Raw genomic sequence first — 16,990 nt, 5'->3', positions numbered from 1 at the left:
GATATCCTTGAGAGAAGTCGGTCAGGCCGCGGACGGCACGTGGGTTGGCGTGATGGCGGCAATGAGCCGGTCGAGCTCGGTGTCGTTCCGGGCGGTGCCACGGACGTAGCGGTCGGGGCGAACGAGCGCGGCAATGATGCCGTGCTCGCGCAGCCATGGCCCGACGCCTTCGGCGTCGTCGCTGATCAGGATGTCGATTCGTGCCTGCGACAGAGCCAGACGTGACGAGAGCGTGGCCGCGCTCTCGACGAGCAGCACGTGGCTGTAGCCGATCCGGTCGTCGCCGCGGCGGCCGTCTTTCAGCTCGAACTGCGGCGCCAGATGTCCGGCAAGAGCCAGATCGCCGAGCGCAAGGCCGGGGCCGAGCAGGGGCTTTTTGACGTGCAGCTTGACCGGTGCATTCTCGCGGGCTTCGCCGGCAGCAAGGCCCGCTTCGATCGCCTTGGTGTTGATGACGCCGCCGAGCCGGATAGCGAGCTCGATGAACTCGCGCACGTGCGGCTGGCGCTCGCGCTGATAAGTGTTGAGCAGATTTGCCTCCGCCCGTCCGTGCAGGACCGCGGCGAGCTTCCAGGCAAGGTTAGCGGCATCTCGAATGCCTGCGCACATGCCCTGACCGAGGAAGGGCGGGGTCTGATGTGCGGAGTCGCCGGCGAGCAGCAGACGACCGCTCCGCCATTGCTGCGCGATGACGGAATGAAAGGTGTAGACCGCGGCGCGCTCGAGTTCGGCATCCTCGGGCGTGATCCAGCGCGACAGCAGCTCCCATACATGTGCCGGCTGCGCCACATCGTGGGAGTCCTCGTCCGGGAGTACCGTAATCTCCCAGCGCCGCCGCGTGCCTGTACCGCGAACATAGGTCGCCGGCCGGCGCGGATCGCAATGCTGGATGCTGTAGTCGCCGAGATCGTCGCGGTCGCGCTTGAGCAGCACGTCGATCACGAGCCAGCGCTCGTGGAAGCCGAGATCGTCCAGGCCTGAGCCGATGAAGCGGCGCACCAGAGATCGGGCGCCGTCGCAACCGATGACATACCCGGCGCGGACTTCGCTCGGCTTCCCGTTGGAAAGGTCCTCGTAACGGACGCGCACGCCGGTCTCGTCCTGATCCATCGCGAACACCTCGCAGCGGCTGCGCAAGGCGACGTGCGGCCAGCGCGCGAGACCGGCGATCAGCTCGTCTTCCAGGTCGGGCTGGTGGAAGCGATAGCTGAGATTCCATCCCATCGGCGTCAATGTCTGTGGCCGCGACCAGTCCAGCAGCATCCGGCCGTCGGCGTCGAGAAAGAGCATGCCGGGGCTGAGGATGACATGCGGCAGGATCGCCTCGGCGAGGCCGATGGTCTGGAACACCCGCATGCATTCGTCGTCGAAATGTACTGCGCGCGGCAGATGATAGGTCCGCGCCTCGCGCTCCAGCACCAGCGTCCGTACGCCGCACAAGCCAAGCAAGTTGGCGAGCGTGGCTCCGACCGGGCCGCGGCCGACGATCACCACGTCAAACTCTTCGGGGGCGGATTTATCTTGCATGGGGGTATCTCTTCCCCCAGCGATGCCGCCGCATCAACGCCGCCGTGCCAAGTGTCCGCCCAGCGGACGGCCTTGCCTAGATCTCGAGCGGAATGGTGGACGCCGTCTCCCGAAGTTGCGCCGCAAACTGTGCGACCGCCTCCTCGATCCCCAGCGCCGAGCGGATCCAGATGATCGAGATGCAGCCGAACACGGCGCCATTGCGCACGATAGGGACGGCGATCGAGGCGGTCTTGGGATTGTATTCGCCCTCGCTGCGGATCGCGTAGCCCCGCGCTTGCGTCTCGGCGATCATTCGGTCGAGGCGGACTTCGTCGAGGAAGGGGCGATCGTCGGCCTCGTCGATCCGGCGCAAATGATTGACGATTAGCTCGCACTCGCGCGCGGGGCATGCGGCGAGATAGGCGCGGCCCGCCGAGGTCCGCAGCATCGGCAGGCGCTTGCCGATCATGCCGCGGTCGATCGAGAGCGGGCTGCGCGAATGCGTGGTCTCCTGCACCACCATCGCGGCGTTCTCGTAAGTCGAGAGATCGACCGGCCAGACCAGGGTCTTGCTCAGCTCGGCGAGGAAAGGTGCCGCCGCCTGGCAGATCACTACGCCGGGATCGTAGCCGTCACCAAGGCTGAGCGCCCGCCGGGTTACGCGAAAACGGTCGTCGCTGGCGCTGCGGGCGACATAGCCCAGTTCCTCTAGTGTCGCGAGCAGGCGGTAGACGGTCGGGCGAGGCAGGTCGAGCGCGCGCGCCACGTCGCCGGCGCGGATGCCGCCGGAGCGGTTGACTTCATGCAGCACGTCCAGCCCGCGCTCGAAGGCGCGGACGCCCTCAGACTGCCGCGGCTGACCGTTCCGCGTCCGCTCCTTGGACACTTCGCATTTCCTCCCTTGTGGCCTGCAGCCTCGCGACTATCGTCTTCGCGAACGCGAAGCGATTGCGGGCACCACCGTAGGATCGCGCGCGGCCGGTATCAAGTTCGCCGCAGTGCGGCGGACGCGGTGCCTCGGGAGGACGTCTATGGAAATCACCGCGCTCGGCTATATCGGGATCAACTCGTCAGAGGTCGACCAGTGGAGCCGGATGGCGACGGGACTGCTCGGCATGCAGCAGGTCGATCGCGGCGGCAACATGCGCGCCTTCCGCATGGACGATCGCAAGCAGCGGCTGATCGTCGATGGCAGCGGCGATGCCGGCCTTGCGGTGATGGGATGGGAGGTTCCGTCGACCGCCGAATTGAACCATTTGGCCGGCCGGCTGGAAAGCCATGGGGTCAGGGTGACGCGGGGATCGCGCGCGCTGGCCGACGAGCGGCATGTCGCCGAGCTGATTGTGTTCGGCGATCCCGCCGGAAACCGGCTCGAGGCCTTCTCCAAACCGGAGCTTGCGACCGAGCCGTTCAAGCCGGGACGGCCGATCTCGGGTTTCCGCACCGGTGCGCTCGGCATGGGGCACGTCGTGCTCAATGTCGAGGACGTCGAGCCGCTGGTGCCGTTCTATCGTGACGTGCTCGGCTTCCACGTCTCCGATTTCGGCCTCAAGCCCTACGGACTTTATTTCTTCCACGTCAACGGCCGCCACCACTCCTTCGCAATGGTTGGCTCGGGGCGGAAGGCGCTGCACCATTTCATGGTCGAGCTCGGCAGCCTCGATGATGTCGGGCAGGGCTACGACCTCGCGCAACTGGACGACGGCCGCGTCGCCTACACGCTCGGACGGCACACCAACGACCACATGACGTCATTCTACGTGAACACGCCGTCTGGCTTCTTCATCGAATATGGCTGGGGCGGGCGCGTGATCGAGCCTGCGACCTGGCAGCCGCACGAGACCTTTGACGGTCCGTCGCTGTGGGGCCACGAGCGGCTCTACATGCCCGAGGAGCAGCGCAAGCGCCTGCGCGACATGAGACTGGATGCAGCGTCGCGTGGCGTTCGTGTGGCCGACCCCCGCGTGCCGCCGCTGAACTGCGCGTGGCTGGATTCAGTGGTCGCGCGCGAATGATGCGCGGCCTCGCGGCAATGATGTGACATCCAAGAAAGGACAATATGTTTGGGACCCTCTCGAGGGCATGCTTCGTGCTGCTCGCATTTGCCTCGGCTGCCTCGGCCGACCCGATCAAGGTCACACTGCTGGGCACCGGCGTGCCGACGCCGCGGCCGACCAGCTTCAGTGCCTCGACGCTGGTGGAGGCGGGCAGCGAAAAACTGCTGTTCGATCTCGGCCGCGGTTCGACGATGCAGCTCTACAAGCTGAAGATTCCTCTTGGCGCGATCACCGCCAACTTCATCACCCATCTGCATTCAGACCATATCGTCGGCCTTCCCGATATGTGGCTGACCGGCTGGCTCGCCACGCCCTGGGCATCGCGCAAGGGGCCGATGAAGCTTTATGGCCCTAAGGGCACCGTCGCCATGACGGAGAACCTGACCAAGGCGTTCACGGATGACATCCGCATTCGTATCGACGACGAGCATCTCGATCCCGTTGCGGCCACTTTCACGGCAAAGGACATCGGGCCTGGGCTGGTCTATGAGAACAACGGCGTCAAGGTCACCGCCATCGAGGTCGATCACGGCGACAAGATCAAGCCGTCTTTCGGCTACGTCATCGCGTATGGCGGTCACAAGGTCGTGCTTTCGGGCGACACCAGGTACGATGAGCGCATCGCGACGGCGGCGGAAGGCGCCGATTTGCTGATACACGAGGTCGCGGTGATCGAGCCGGAGCTGCTGGTCAGGAATCCCGTCTACAAGGACATTCAGGCACACCACACCTCGCCCGAGGAAGCGGGCCGCATCTTTGCTTCCGCCAGGCCCAAACTCGCCGTGTACTCCCACATCGTGTTCGGCACGGTAAAGCCGGCGCCCGACATTCCGGAGGAGCCGCTGATCCTGCGCACGCGGACGGAATACAAGGGGCCGCTCCTCGTCGGGCGAGACATGATGTCGTTCAGGATCGGCGACACGGTCGAGGCGTTTGCACCTGACGGAGCGAAGCTGGCGCCATAGCGCAGGGAGCGATCAGGCCTCGCCGAGATCGACTTCCGTCAATATTCCCTGGCGTAGCGCCAGCCGGACCAGCTCGATGTCGGAGCCGACGCCGAGCTTGTCCTTGATCAGGGAATGCAGGTTCGCCACCGTCTTTGGGCTGACATGGAGCGTCTCGGCGATCTCGTCCGTCGTGTTCTCGGCGAGCAGCAGCCGCAGCACCTCGAACTCGCGCGGTGTGAGGACGTCGGCGGCCGAGCTTTCCCCGGCGAGCCGGCTCAGTGCGAGTTCATGGTCGATGTCGGGGCTGATGGCGATCTTGCCGGCCAGCACGTCCATCACCGCGCGCACCAGCGTCTCCGGCGGACTGGTCTTGGTGACGTACCCCCTGGCGCCGGCGCGGATCGCTTGCACGGCAAAGCCGGCATTCTCATGCATGGTGAAGACGAGAATCCTCGCGCTCTTGTCCCACTGCCTGATGCGCCTGACTGCCTCGATACCGCCGATGCCCGGCATGCTCAGATCCATGATGACGAGATCGGGCGCCTCGGATTTGAACAGACGATAGGCCTCCGCGCCGTCGGCGGCTTCGGCGATGACGCGCAATCCCGGCTGCTTCTCGAGCACGGAGCGATAGCCCTCGCGGACGACCGAATGGTCGTCGACCAGCAAAATGGTCGCGTCGGCCTCGCTCATGCGGCGTGCTCCAGCGGCTGCCGATCAGCGGCTGCGAGCGGAATGACCACGCGCAGTGCGGAGCCTCCGTTCGGCGCGGCCTCGAAGCTCAATTGGCCGCGCAAGGCTGCGACGCGCTCACGCATGCCCAGCAGGCCCATTCCGGATTTCGCGACGGGATCGGTCGCGCGTCCGTCATCGTCGATCGCAAGCGCGATCTCGCTGGCTCCCATCGTCAATTCCAGGCTGACCCGCGTGGCGACGGCATGCTTGGCGGCGTTGGTGAGCGCCTCCTGCACGATGCGGTAAAGGCTGGCGCTGATCGTGGCCGGCAGCGTCTCGAACGCCCCGTCGAACCGGATCGAGAAGCGCGTCTCGCCGCGGCTGCGTCCGTTCCAGCCCGCGACCAGGCCTTCGAGGCTGGCGACCAGCCCGAGCTCCTCGACATCGGGTGGCCGCAGCCGGAACAGCGTGCCACGCAGCGTCTCCATCATGCCGGTTGCGGTCCGCGCGATGCCGTCGCATTCGCCAAGCAGGGAAGGGCAGTCCTGCGCGGCGGTCTGGCGGGCGGAGGAGGCGAGCGCGCGGATCGCGGCGAGCGACTGGCCGAACTCGTCATGCAGCTCGCGCGCGAGGTGGCGGCGCTCCTCGTCCTGGAGCGCGATCAGCTTCCGCGTCAGCTCGCTGCGTTCGGCAAGCGCATTGTCGAGGCTTTCGGCAAGATGGTTGAATCCGACGCCGATCGCGGAGAGCTCGGCAAGGTCGAACGGCGGCAGCCGCGTGGTGAGGTCGTTGGCGGCAATCCGCTCGAGGCCGGTGCGGATCATGCGGGTGGGGCGCAGCGCGCGTGCCAGCGCGGCGTAGACCAGCGCGCAGAGCAGCGGCAGCGCGATCGCCAGCGCCAGCATCAAGCGGCCGGCCTCGTGCCAGGCCTCCGCCGTCTGTACGGCCGGCTCGACCGAGACCACGGCCTCGCCGAGCTTCGCTCCGCGCACGATCACAGGCCGTGCCGCTTCGCGGCCGGGGTCGAACAGGCCGCGATAGAAGGCCGCGAAAACTTGCGGCGGCGGGCTCGCCGGGACCGGCGCGCCGCTGCAGAAGCGCTGGAGGATGTCGCCGCTCGTGCCGCGGAACGCCAGGCACAGGCCGGGCGTCATCACATAGGCCGAAACGGGGTCGAGGTTGGGAAAGTCCGAGCGCGGACTGGCGACCCACTGGATCTTGCCCTGTTGCAGCTCCAGCGTCTTCGCCACAATGGCGGCGATATCGTCGAGGCGCGCATGCGCGGCGCGGTCGGCCGTAATCAGGAAATAGGCGGAGATCGCGGCGAAGCAGGCGGCCGATATCGCGGCCACGCGCAACGTCAGACGGACTTTGAGATCGAACCTCGGGCGGTTCCACATCGGCGGGCACCTGGTGCGAACGGGTTTGTCGCGCCCGCATTAAACGGCAGAACGCAACCGGCGGAAAGCCGCCAGGCGTGACTACGGTGCACCGTCGTGAAATTTTCCCGGCGATCGCCGGGACCGGCGCTGCTGCATGGCCTGATTCCGCCGTCCAGATTGGCGCGCCGCTCGGTCCCACGAGGCCCTTTCATGCACCTGCGCCGGTTGATCCTCTCTGCTTGTTTCCTTGTCGTCCTCCCGGCGTCTTATGCGCTGGCCGGCGCCGAGACCGCCCTCGGCGTCGCCATGGACGACTTCAGCTATACCGATACGTCGGCTGAACCGGCCAACCAGACCGCCGCCCACGAGCGACGGCTGTCGGCCTTCATGGCCGCGCTGCGGCGAGACATCGGCGGAGACCGGCGCTACCGGCTCGTGCCGTCGGCCCAGGACGGCGCGGCGTTCAAGGTCATCGGCGGCATCCAGAAGACGAGCACGTTGGTGCAATGGGCCAAAGTCGCGGTCATCGACGTTGGCGCCAGGAAGGTCGTGATGGACAAGCTCTACACCTTCCGCGGCGACAATGATGAATCATGGGAGCGCGCCGAGACCTTCGTGTCCCGCGAGGTGATGGCCGCGCTAGGCACGCCGGCGCCGATCGCACTGGGGGTGTTCGAATTCGAGCTCGACGACAATACCGCGGCACCGGCCGCCGGCCTCGCGGCCGCAGATGCATCCTATCTGGCCGAAGTGACCGGCAGCGTCCGCGACGCCCTCGGCCAATCCGGCCGCTACCGTCTCGTCGATGTCGGCAGTGCAAACGAGGAGGCGGTGAAGGCGCGCGCGCTACGCGACTGCGGCGGCTGCGAGGCGGCGATTGCGCAAAGGCTCGGCGCGGATCAGTCGCTGATCGGGGTGGTGCGGCGGGTCAGCCGCACCGAATACACGCTCGGATTCCAGGTGCGCGATGCAAAGACGGGCGCCGTGCTCGCACGCGGCGACAGCGGCCTGCGCTTGGGCGCGGACTATTCGTGGAAAAGGGGCGCCGTGCGGCTGGTCAGCGATCGCATGATCGAGAACCAGCCGCGGCAATAGGCTTCAGGCGACTTCAGAAGGTCAGCTGCACCTTCATCGACTGCGAGCGGTCGCTGGCGAGCTCGAATGCCGCGACCGCGTTCTCGAACGGCATCGTCGCCGTGATCAGCGGTTTCACGTCGATCAGGCCTTCGCCCATCAGCCGCACCGCAAGCTCGAACTCGGGATCGAAGCGGAAGGTGCCGCGCAACTGCAATTCCTTGGCGACGATGGAGTTGATCGGCAGCGTCATCTCGCCGCCGAGGCCGAGCTGCACCAATGTGGCGCCGGGCCTGAGCACGTCGAGCGCGGTGCGCAGCGCGGCCTGGTTGCCCGAGGCTTCGAACAGCGTGTCGAACACACCCTTGCCGGTGCGCCAGGGATCAAGCGCCGTGGCATCAGCCGCGACATTGATGGCGTGACTGGCACCGAGCTTTCTGGCGACCGCAAGCGGCGCCTCCGCGACATCGGTGACCACGATCTCGGCCGCGCCACCGAAGCGCGAGACCAGGATCATCAGCGCGCCGATCGGGCCGCAGCCGGTGATCAGCACGCGCTTGCCGAGCAGGGGGCCGGCCTGCTTGCCGGCATGCAGGCACACCGCGAGCGGCTCGGCGACCGCGGCTTCCGCCAGCGACAGCTTGTCCGCGATGGGCACGGCCTGCGTCGCATCGACCGTGACGAACTGGCGAAAGCCGCCTTGCACATGGGGAAAGCGCATCGCGCTGCCGAGAAAGCGCATGTCGAGGCACTGGTTGCGCATGCCTTCCTGGCAACGCAGGCACCGCCCGCACGGCTTGCTCGGATTGACCGCGACACGGGTGCCCGACTTCACGTTGGTGACGCCGTCACCGACATCGGCGACCACGCCGGCGATCTCGTGCCCCAGTGCCATCGGTTGCTGGATGCGCACGACGCCGAAGCCGCCGTGATGATAGTAGTGCAGATCGGACCCGCAGATGCCGCCGTTCGCGATCTTGACGCGGACTTCACCCGGACCGGGCGCTGCATCCGGATGGAGATCGATCCGCAAATCTTTCGGTGCGTGAATGACGACGGCGCGCATGGGTTCGTTCCTTGGTTCTTCGCGATCACATCGCGGCGATCATGCCGCCATCGACATAGATGATCTGGCCGTTGACATAGGTGGAGGCATCGGACGCCAGGAAGATCGCGGCGCCCACCAGCTCGTCCGGTCTGCCCCAGCGCTTCGAGGGGACGCGGCCCATCAGCCAGTTATTGAAGTCGGTGTTGTTGACCAGCGCCTCGTTCATGTCGGTGAGCATGTAGCCGGGGCCGATCGCATTGGCCTGGATGCCGTGCTGGGCCCATTCCACCGCCATCGATCGGGTCAGGTTCTTGATGCCGCCCTTGGCGGCGGTGTAGGGCGCGATCGTCGGACGCGCGAGTTCGCTGCCGAGTGAGCCGATATTGATGATCTTGCCGTGCTTGCGCGGGATCATGCGCTTGGCCGCCTCGCGGCCGATCACGAAGGCGCTGGTGAGGTTGGTCTCGATCACCTTGCGCCACTCGTCGGTTGTGAACTCCACCAGCGGCTTGCGGTGCTGGATCCCGGCATTGTTGACGACGATGTCGACCGCAATGCCTTGTCTGTCGAAGCCGTCGAAGGCTGCGACGATTGCGGGCTCGTCGGTGACATTGAAAGCGGCGCCTTCGGCCTGGTGGCCGGCGGCGCGAAATTCGGCGACGGCCTGTTCCACGCGCTTGGGATCGACGCCGTTGACGATGATCCTGGCACCGGCCTTGGCCATGCCCTCTGCGATGGCGCGGCCGAGGCCGCGGGAGGAGCCGGTCACGAGCGCGGTGCGGCCGGAAAGGTCGAAGAGGGCGGTGCTCATCTCAAATATCCCTAGGCGTTGGAACGGCGCACGGTCAGATCGGAGCGGTCGAATACGGCGGGCAGAAGGTCGACGCCGAGGCCGGGCCCTTCCATCGGATAGACAAAACCGTCCTTGATCGTGGGCATGGTGGTGACGAGCTCATTGTACCAGCCCTTGTAGAAGGCGCGCACCGATTCCTGGATCAGCGTGTTGGGCTGGCTGAACGACATGTGGATGGCGGCGATGAAGCCGATCGGGCCGATGCAGTCGTGCGGTGCGAAGGGCCGGTGATAGGTTTCGGCCATCGCCGCGATCTTGCGGCCCTCGGTGAGGCCGCCGGTCCAGCACAGATCCGCCATCACCACATGCATGGCGTCGCGGTCGAGCATGTCCTTGTAAGGGAAGCGCGAGCCCAGCGTTTCGCTGGCGCAGACCCAGACGTCGGTGCAGCGGGCATATTCGGCCAGCGCCTGAGGCGAGTTCATCCGGATCGGGTCTTCGTACCAGGTCGGCTTGTAGGGCTCGAGAGCGCGCGCGATCTGTTTGGCGGTGGGCAGGTTCCAGAGCGAATGGAGCTCGACCATGATCTCCATCTTGTCGCCGACCGCTTTTCGGATCTTCTCGAACGGCTCGATCGCCTGCTTCATCTGTGCGGCGGTGATGTAGAGACCCTTGTTCTCTTGCGCCGCCGGATCGAACGGCCAGATCTTCATGGCGGAGATGCCGCTCTCCAGCAGGTTTTCCGCGAGCGCATCGGCGCGGTGCATGAAGCCGTCGAGATCCTCGTAAGGACTCTTGGAAGCACCGAGATTCCAGTTGGCGACCGGGCTGATATTGGTCGAGCGGACATATTGGGTGCCGGCGCAGGTGTTGTAGATGCGCTGCTTGTCGCGGCAGAGGCCGCCGAGCATCTGGTGCACCGGCTGATTGCAGACCTTGCCGAACAGATCCCACAGCGCGATGTCGATCGCCGAGGCCGCGCGATATTCGACCCCGGTCGAGGACTGTGCCATCGGCAGGTTCAGCATGTCGCGATGGATCGCCTCGATGTGCAGCGGATTGCGGCCGAGCAGGCGGCCGGCAAAGGTGTCGTGAATCTGCGCTTCGACCGCGCCGGCGCCGTAGAAGGTTTCGCCGAGACCGATCATGCCCGTGTCGGTGTGGACGCGCACCCAGATGACGTTGGAGAATTCCTCGGTGCGCAGCGTCTCGATCGACGTGATCTTCACGGCAATACTCCTCCCATCGCGGGGCGCGCGCAGCGCCGTCTTGTTGCCATTCTGCACCGCAGCATGGTGCGGGCACGGACGGAATCTTACGTCTGCTTGTAATATATCACAACATGTTTTAAGGATATCACAAGCAAGGCGCCGCTCTTCAACGACTGCGCGGGCCGAGGGGAGGGACGACATGGCAACGCGCAAGCGCACGCTCAAGGTGGTGAGGAACGACGACGGCGAGGGCAAGCCCTCTCGGCGCAACCGCCTCAACTTCTTCGAGCTGGCCTATCAGAAGATCGAAGAGCTCCTCGTCCATTGCGAGCTCAAGCCCGGCCAGTTCATGACGATGCTGGAATTGCAGCACATCACCGGCTTCGGCCGCACACCGGTGCATCACGCCGTCAATCGTCTCTCCGCCGATACGTTGATCATCATCCGCCCGCGCCACGGTCTGCACATTGCGCCGATCGATCTGGCGCGCGAGCGCATGCTGCTGGCTTTGCGCCGCGACATGGAGCGTTTCGTGATCCGGCTTGCGGCCGATCGCGCCAGCCTCTCGCACCGCAATCAGGCGCTGCACATCGACAGGCTGCTGCGCGAGCGCCGCGCCAGCCTGACCCTTGACGAGTTCAACAGCATCGACCGCCGCATCGACGCGCTGGTCCTGGACGCGGCCGGCGAGCCGTTTCTGGTGCATACGCTGCGGCCGTTGCACACGCTGTATCGGCGCATCGGCTACATCCACCACCGCTTCATGCCGGGGCAGGCGGAGCTGTCAGGAACAATCGATCATCATCTGGCTATTCTCAATGCGGTTGCCAATCGTCGTGTCGAGGACGCCGTGAAGGCGAGCGATGCGCTGATCGACTACATGGGCGAGATGTTCACGGGTATGGAAGCCGGGATCGACCCGCGGCTGCTCGATTGCAGCATCGAGCCGCTGCTCGGCACGTAAAAGTTCAGGAGGACCAAGCATGTCAACGATGGCGATGCCACAACCGATGGCGAGCGAAGCCGCGGTCCGTTACCTCATCACGAACTACAGTCCCAAGGGCAACAAGGTCGGCTGGCTGATGATGGCCTCGATCCTGGTCGAGGCGTGGGATCTCTATTCGATCGCCTTCGTGCTGATCTTCATCAAGGAGCAGTACAATCCCGATCCGCTGATGCTGGGCTTGGCTGCGGCCGGCACGCAGGGCGGCGCGCTGCTCGGCGCGCTGCTCGGCGGCTGGCTATCCGACAAGATCGGACGCCGCGTGATGTTCCTGATCACGATGGTGATGTTCATCGTGCTGGCGCTGGCGCAGGCCGTCGTGCCCAGCGTCGGCTGGCTCGTGGTGATCCGCTTCCTGCTCGGCGTTCCGCTCGGCTCCGACATCTCGACCGGCTACACCTACATCATGGAATCCATGGCCAAGGGTGAGCGCGAGGTGATGGGCAATCGCTGGCAGTTCATGTTCGCCGTCGGTGAAGTCCTCACCATCGGCGTCATCGTGATCTTCCTGCTGCTCGACATCCAGCACGAGATGCTGTGGCGCGTGACGCTGGGCCTCGGAGCGGTGCCGGCTCTGATCATCCTGATCATGCGCCATGACGTGCCGGAGACCGCGGTGTGGCTGGTGCAGAAGGGGCGCTTCCGCGAGGCCAAGAAGGTGGCGCGCGAGATGTTCAATGACGATCTTGCCATGCTGCCGGACCAGGACGTGGTGATGCCGAAGGTCAGCACCAGCGCCTTCATCGCGGACCTCAAGAAGGATCCGATCCGCTGGCGCGCGACGATCTACGGCTGGATCGCCTGTTTCGCCCAGGGTAGCGAGTTCTCGACCTTCGCCTTCTATTTGCCCGTGCTGTTCGTGATGGTGGGCGTGTCGAGCGTGCTCGGCAACAACCTCGTGACGATGGGGCTGTTCTGCTTTGCCGCGGTGTCGGGCTGGGTCGGGCCGCTACTGACGCCGAGGATCGGCCATCGCGGCATCGCGATCGCGGGCTTCTCGATCGTACTGGCCTCGCTGCTGGTCGCCGCTTTCGCGCTCTACACCAACAACACGATCCTGCTGCCGTTCGCGGCCGCCGCCATGTTGTGGGGCCATTATTGGGACGCGTCGAACTGCATGACGATCCCGACCATGGTCGCGAAACCGAAATATCGAGGCACCGCCAGCGGCTTCGCCTACATGTTCGTGAAGCTGCCGTCGTTCCTCGCGATCTTCCTGTTCCCGTCGTTGTTCGCGGCGATTGGGCAGGCCGGCGCCACGCTGTTCGTCGCGATCTTCCCGCTGATCGGGTTGCTCGCCGCAATCTTCATCCTGCCGGAAGTCTACGGCTACGAGAACGACTGACGGCAAAGCGCGATGATTTCATCGCGCTTCAGCCTTTTGCTTTAAGCATGATCTTGTCGGAAAACCGCTGCCCACTTTTCCAGATCATGCTCGTTACCTGATCGCGGCGGCCAAGGCCGCGATCAGGGCCGGCGGCGTCACCAGCATGCCGAGCTTGAGGAACGGCCAGGCGCCGACCTCGATCTTCTCACGCCGAAGTGCGACCAGCCAAAGGATCGTGGCGAGCGAGCCGGTCACCGATAAATTAGGTCCCAGATCGACGCCGATCAGGATGGCGCTGACGACCGGCGCGGGCAAATGATCGCTGGCGGCGACCGAGCCGGCAACGAGGCCGACCGGCAAATTGTTGGCGATGTTGGTGGCGATTGCGGTTGCGACGCCGACACTCCAGGCGGCTTGTGGCACGGATTGCGCCACCGCTTCGTGCAGCAGCGCGCTGAGCTGCCCGATCACGCCCGTCTTCACCAGCGCCTCGACCATCACGAAGAGGCCGCCGACCAGCGGCAGCACGCTCCAGGAAACGCCCTTCAGCACGGGGAGAGGCGACTGGCGGTTGATGAGCAGCACGGCGGCCGTCGTCGTGCTCCCGCAGAGGAATGTTGGCAGACCCAGTTGCAGATCGAGTGCAGAGGCCCAGATCAGCACGATGCCGATGGCGCCGATGCCGTAGGCGGTCAATCGGCCGCCGCGGCCGAGCTTGGGGTGAGGGACCCGCATTTCGATCGATTCATTCTTGAGCTCGCGATGCAGCGCAAGGCGCAGTGCGACATAGGTGAGACCGATCGAAGCAAGCGACGGCAGGGCAAACTGGCGCAGCCAAGTCCCGAGATGCGGCATGTGCTTGCCGAAGACCACGAGGTTGGCCGGATTGGAGATTGGCAGCACGAAGCTCGCGGCATTGGCAATGAAGGCGCAGACGAAGAGATAGGGTAGCGGCTTGGCGCCCGCTGCGCGCGTCGCGGCGTAAACGGCGGGTGTCAGGACGATTGCGGTGGCGTCGTTCGACAGGAGCACCGTCACGAATGTGCCGACGAGATAGATCAGCAAGAACAGCCGCTGCGGCGAGCCGCGTGCATGTTCAACCGCGAAAGCGGCCAGATAGTCGAACAGTCCTTCGAGCCGGGCGAGCTCGGCGATCAGCATCATGCCGATCAGGAAGAGGTAGACGTCGATGCCTTTCTCGATTCCTGTGAGCGCATCCCGCCACGGCAGGAGGCCGAGCAGCACCAGGGTGCCAGCGCCGATCGCTGCCCAGATCGCCTCGGGCAGGCGAAAGGGTCGGATGATGACGCCTGCGGTCGCGGCTGCGATGATGCTCCAGGCCCAGATGGCGTCAGTCGGCACGGTTGGCAAGTCGATCTCCAAAATCCGTCCCTGACTACCGCGCCTCGGACAGATCCGCCAGCCTCAAAACTTCGCCGCCAGCATCGCTGCCGGTGCAAAGCTATTCACCGCGTCACCGACAGCTTCTCCGAGATCGCCTTGCGCAGAATGCGCGATAGCGATTCCACCGAATACGGTTTCCGGATCAGCTCGAAACCGCGATGGGCGTTCTCGGCGAGCACGTTGCTGTAGCCAGAGGTGAGCACGACGGGCAGGCCCGGATAACGCTCGCGGATCATGCCGGCGAGCTCGACGCCGTTCATGCCGGGCATGATGACGTCGGAGAAGACGAGGTCGACGGCGAACTCGTTCTCGCCGAGGATGGCGAGCGCCGCATTGGCGTTGGCGGCGCGGCGGACGACATAGCCGAGGTCTTCCAGTAGCTCGGTGGAGAAGCGGCCGACCTCGTCATCGTCTTCCACCACAAGCACGCGATAACCGCGCCCGGTGGCCGCGGTCTCATTGGTCAGCGCCGCGGCTTCCTTGTCTGTCGCGGGGCTTTGCGCCTGCGGCAGATAGATGGTGAAGGTCGTGCCCTTGCCATGCGTGCTCGCGACGGCGATGTCGCCCTCGGACTGCTTTGCGAAGCCGAAGGCCTGGCTCAGGCCGAGGCCGGTGCCCTTGCCGACTTCTTTGGTGGTGAAGAACGGCTCGAAGATGGCCTCGATATTTTCCGGCGCGATGCCGCTGCCGGTGTCTGCGACCGAGATCGCGACATAGTCGCCGCCGCGCGCTGATTGGGCGCGCAGCTGAGGGATGCCCAGAACCTTGCGCACGGCAATGGTGAGGCGGCCCTCGCCGTCCATGGCGTCGCGGGCGTTGATGGCGAGGTTGATCAGCACGGTCTCGAATTGCGCGATGTCGGCGACTGTGAAGCAGTCGGCATCATGAACCTCCACCACGATCTCGATGCGGCCCCCGACCAGCGGCCGGACCAGTTGCGCGACGCCCTCGACCTGGCTTCCGACGTTGAAGATCTGCGGTTTGAGCGGTTGCCGGCGCGCAAACGCCAGCAGCTGTGCGGTCAGCTTGGAGGCACGCTCGACGGTGTCGGAGATGGCGTCGACATAGCGGCGGCGGCGCTCCTCCGGCAGTTCGCGGCGGCGCAGGAAATCGGTGGCCGAGCGGATGATGGTGAGCAGATTGTTGAAGTCGTGCGCGACGCCGCCGGTGAGCTGGCCGATCGCCTCCATCTTCTGCGACTGCCGCAGCGCTTCCTCGCCGCGGCGGCGCTCTGTGATGTCGACAGCCTCGGGCACCGCGCCGGTGATGTTGCCGTGGCGGTCGAGCACCGGGCGCATGCCGAACTCGAAATCGCGCTCGCCGATGGGAAGGCGCAGGCGCATCTCCAGCCGCACAGCTTCGCCTTTGAGCACGGTATCGAAGGCCTCGCGCACAATCGCGCTCATGCCGTGGGTGCCGGTAAACCAGGGCGTCTCCCACAACGGCTTGCCGATCACGTCCGCGGAGCGCGCCTTGATGCCATCGAGGACGGTGTTGTTGGCATAGAGCAATTCGCCCTTGAGATTGACCAGCCCCTGATACTGGTTGCTGGTCTCCAGGATCGCGCGCAGCCGCGCCTCGTTGGATTCGAGCTCGGCGGTCCGCTCGGCGATGCGCTCTTCGAGCGTCTCGTTGAGCTGCCGCAGCTCGATCTCAGCTTGCTTGGCGGCGGTGATGTCGTGGGCGACGCCGATGAAGCCGATATGCTTGCCGGTCGGGTCCCAGCGCGGTTGCGACTCCGAGCGCAGCCAGCGCCATTCACCCGATGAATCCTTGTAGCGCGCTTCCAGCACGAATGGTTTTAGCGAGGTTTCGCCCTGGACCGATTGCTGCAGCACGTGCGGCAGGTCGTCCGGATGCAGCACCTTGCGCCAGTCGAAGGCAATCGCCTGGTCGTAGGGGAGGCCGACGAAATCGACATAGGCCTGGTTGGCGAACGACCGTGTGCGGTCGAGTTTCGTGACCCAGATCGGCACCGGCGCGCTGTCGGCGATCAACCGGAAACGCTCTTCGCTCTCGCGCAGCGTCTCACGCGCGAGCGCCTGGGCGGTGACGTCGATATGGGCGCCTACGAGGCGGATCGCGCGGCCGTCCCGGTCGCGCTCGAACTTGGCGACGACGCGGATCCAACGGGTCGCGCGGTCGCTGGGACGGATGATGCGGTATTCGGCGGTGTAGTCCTCGCTGGTGCCGGCCAGCGTATCGAGAAAGTGCTTCACCGCGGCGTCCCGGTCGTCGGGATGAATACGATTGACCCATTCCTCGTGTGACTCGTCGGCGGCTTCCGCCGGCAGGCCGTGGAGCAGCAGATATTCCGGCGAACGGCGGTTCTTGAAGCCTTCGCGGAAGTCGACCTCGAGACCGCCGACCTTGCCGATGCGCTGGATGCGCGCGAGCTCCGCCTCGCGCTCCTGGAGCGCGCGATAGGCATTGTCGCGCTCGCGCGCGACATCTTCCAGGTGCTGGCGCAGCCTTTCGGCGGCAATGGTCTCGGGCAAAGGATCGTTCAAGGCGTTGGCCGTTGTGATGCGTGAGCGCACGTGCCGGACCGATATTCACA

The 16,990-nt window shown here is 65.4% G+C and carries 14 protein-coding genes; 5 read left to right on the top strand and 9 right to left on the bottom strand.

Features of this window, described 5'->3' with window-relative positions:
• Positions 1-21: 21 nt before the first annotated feature.
• Both IVB27_RS25435 and IVB27_RS25430 read right to left on the bottom strand, forming a co-directional pair.
• On the bottom strand, positions 22-1,527 hold the full coding sequence (locus IVB27_RS25435) for a bifunctional 3-(3-hydroxy-phenyl)propionate/3-hydroxycinnamic acid hydroxylase MhpA (protein ID WP_247445901.1): 1,506 nt from the start codon (positions 1,525-1,527) through the stop codon (positions 22-24).
• A gap of 76 nt (positions 1,528-1,603) precedes the next feature.
• Positions 1,604-2,395: a DNA-binding transcriptional regulator gene (locus IVB27_RS25430; RefSeq protein WP_247445900.1), complete on the bottom strand. Its 792-nt coding sequence runs from the start codon at positions 2,393-2,395 to the stop codon at positions 1,604-1,606.
• 145 nt (positions 2,396-2,540) lie between these two features.
• Here IVB27_RS25430 and IVB27_RS25425 point away from each other — a divergent pair, with 145 nt between their 5' ends.
• Entirely contained in the window at positions 2,541-3,524 is a 984-nt protein-coding gene (locus tag IVB27_RS25425; RefSeq protein ID WP_247445898.1) for a VOC family protein, read from the top strand.
• A 44-nt stretch (positions 3,525-3,568) separates the two neighbouring features.
• Positions 3,569-4,531, top strand: coding sequence for an MBL fold metallo-hydrolase (locus IVB27_RS25420; RefSeq protein ID WP_247445896.1), 963 nt, complete (start codon positions 3,569-3,571; stop codon positions 4,529-4,531).
• A gap of 12 nt (positions 4,532-4,543) precedes the next feature.
• Here the strand turns inward: IVB27_RS25420 and IVB27_RS25415 are convergent, their stop codons facing one another.
• Both IVB27_RS25415 and IVB27_RS25410 read right to left on the bottom strand, forming a co-directional pair.
• The gene (locus IVB27_RS25415) at positions 4,544-5,206 is read right to left on the bottom strand and encodes a response regulator (protein WP_247445895.1); all 663 of its coding nucleotides are present in this window, start codon (positions 5,204-5,206) and stop codon (positions 4,544-4,546) included.
• Positions 5,203-6,588 (bottom strand): HAMP domain-containing sensor histidine kinase, encoded by a 1,386-nt coding sequence (locus IVB27_RS25410; protein WP_247445893.1) that lies wholly within the window; start codon positions 6,586-6,588, stop codon positions 5,203-5,205. Before IVB27_RS25410 ends, IVB27_RS25415 begins: the two co-directional genes overlap by 4 nt.
• Positions 6,589-6,780: 192 nt before the next feature.
• Between IVB27_RS25410 and IVB27_RS25405 the strand changes: the two genes are divergently transcribed.
• Positions 6,781-7,665 (top strand): DUF3280 domain-containing protein, encoded by an 885-nt coding sequence (locus IVB27_RS25405; RefSeq protein WP_247445892.1) that lies wholly within the window; start codon positions 6,781-6,783, stop codon positions 7,663-7,665.
• 13 nt (positions 7,666-7,678) lie between these two features.
• Here the strand turns inward: IVB27_RS25405 and IVB27_RS25400 are convergent, their stop codons facing one another.
• The 3 genes from IVB27_RS25400 to IVB27_RS25390 are packed head-to-tail and all read right to left on the bottom strand — an operon-like array spanning position 7,679 to position 10,714.
• Positions 7,679-8,710: an L-idonate 5-dehydrogenase gene (locus tag IVB27_RS25400; protein WP_247445891.1), complete on the bottom strand. Its 1,032-nt coding sequence runs from the start codon at positions 8,708-8,710 to the stop codon at positions 7,679-7,681.
• Positions 8,711-8,735: 25 nt separating this feature from the next.
• The gene (locus tag IVB27_RS25395; protein WP_247445890.1) at positions 8,736-9,503 is read right to left on the bottom strand and encodes an SDR family oxidoreductase; all 768 of its coding nucleotides are present in this window, start codon (positions 9,501-9,503) and stop codon (positions 8,736-8,738) included.
• Between the two features lie 11 nt (positions 9,504-9,514).
• Positions 9,515-10,714, bottom strand: coding sequence for a mandelate racemase/muconate lactonizing enzyme family protein (locus IVB27_RS25390; RefSeq protein ID WP_247445889.1), 1,200 nt, complete (start codon positions 10,712-10,714; stop codon positions 9,515-9,517).
• 181 nt (positions 10,715-10,895) lie between these two features.
• Here IVB27_RS25390 and IVB27_RS25385 point away from each other — a divergent pair, with 181 nt between their 5' ends.
• The gene (locus IVB27_RS25385; RefSeq protein WP_247340773.1) at positions 10,896-11,660 is read left to right on the top strand and encodes a GntR family transcriptional regulator; all 765 of its coding nucleotides are present in this window, start codon (positions 10,896-10,898) and stop codon (positions 11,658-11,660) included.
• Positions 11,661-11,679: 19 nt separating this feature from the next.
• The gene (locus tag IVB27_RS25380; RefSeq protein WP_247445888.1) at positions 11,680-13,044 is read left to right on the top strand and encodes an MFS transporter; all 1,365 of its coding nucleotides are present in this window, start codon (positions 11,680-11,682) and stop codon (positions 13,042-13,044) included.
• A 93-nt stretch (positions 13,045-13,137) separates the two neighbouring features.
• On the opposite strand, the gene IVB27_RS25375 is transcribed toward IVB27_RS25380, so the two are convergent.
• On the bottom strand, positions 13,138-14,388 hold the full coding sequence (locus IVB27_RS25375; protein ID WP_247446023.1) for an arsenic transporter: 1,251 nt from the start codon (positions 14,386-14,388) through the stop codon (positions 13,138-13,140).
• 104 nt (positions 14,389-14,492) lie between these two features.
• Positions 14,493-16,970, bottom strand: coding sequence for a PAS domain-containing hybrid sensor histidine kinase/response regulator (locus IVB27_RS25370; RefSeq protein ID WP_247445887.1), 2,478 nt, complete (start codon positions 16,968-16,970; stop codon positions 14,493-14,495).
• Between the last annotated feature and the right edge of the window lie 20 nt (positions 16,971-16,990).

Source organism: Bradyrhizobium sp. 197 (assembly GCF_023073375.1).
Classification (GTDB): domain Bacteria; phylum Pseudomonadota; class Alphaproteobacteria; order Rhizobiales; family Xanthobacteraceae; genus Bradyrhizobium.
This window is presented reverse-complemented; position numbering and strand designations above follow the sequence as displayed.

Excerpts from the sequence above, each read along its gene's own strand:
- IVB27_RS25410 (WP_247445893.1), bottom strand. The coding sequence starts at position 6,588 with ATGTGGAACCGCCCGAGGTTCGATCTCAAAGTCCGTCTGACGTTGCGC.
- IVB27_RS25420 (WP_247445896.1), top strand. The coding sequence starts at position 3,569 with ATGTTTGGGACCCTCTCGAGGGCATGCTTCGTGCTGCTCGCATTTGCC.
- IVB27_RS25385 (WP_247340773.1), top strand. The coding sequence starts at position 10,896 with ATGGCAACGCGCAAGCGCACGCTCAAGGTGGTGAGGAACGACGACGGC.
- IVB27_RS25380 (WP_247445888.1), top strand. The coding sequence starts at position 11,680 with ATGTCAACGATGGCGATGCCACAACCGATGGCGAGCGAAGCCGCGGTC.
- IVB27_RS25400 (WP_247445891.1), bottom strand. The coding sequence starts at position 8,710 with ATGCGCGCCGTCGTCATTCACGCACCGAAAGATTTGCGGATCGATCTC.
- IVB27_RS25435 (WP_247445901.1), bottom strand. The coding sequence starts at position 1,527 with ATGCAAGATAAATCCGCCCCCGAAGAGTTTGACGTGGTGATCGTCGGC.
- IVB27_RS25395 (WP_247445890.1), bottom strand. The coding sequence starts at position 9,503 with ATGAGCACCGCCCTCTTCGACCTTTCCGGCCGCACCGCGCTCGTGACC.
- IVB27_RS25425 (WP_247445898.1), top strand. The coding sequence starts at position 2,541 with ATGGAAATCACCGCGCTCGGCTATATCGGGATCAACTCGTCAGAGGTC.
- IVB27_RS25405 (WP_247445892.1), top strand. The coding sequence starts at position 6,781 with ATGCACCTGCGCCGGTTGATCCTCTCTGCTTGTTTCCTTGTCGTCCTC.
- IVB27_RS25415 (WP_247445895.1), bottom strand. The coding sequence starts at position 5,206 with ATGAGCGAGGCCGACGCGACCATTTTGCTGGTCGACGACCATTCGGTC.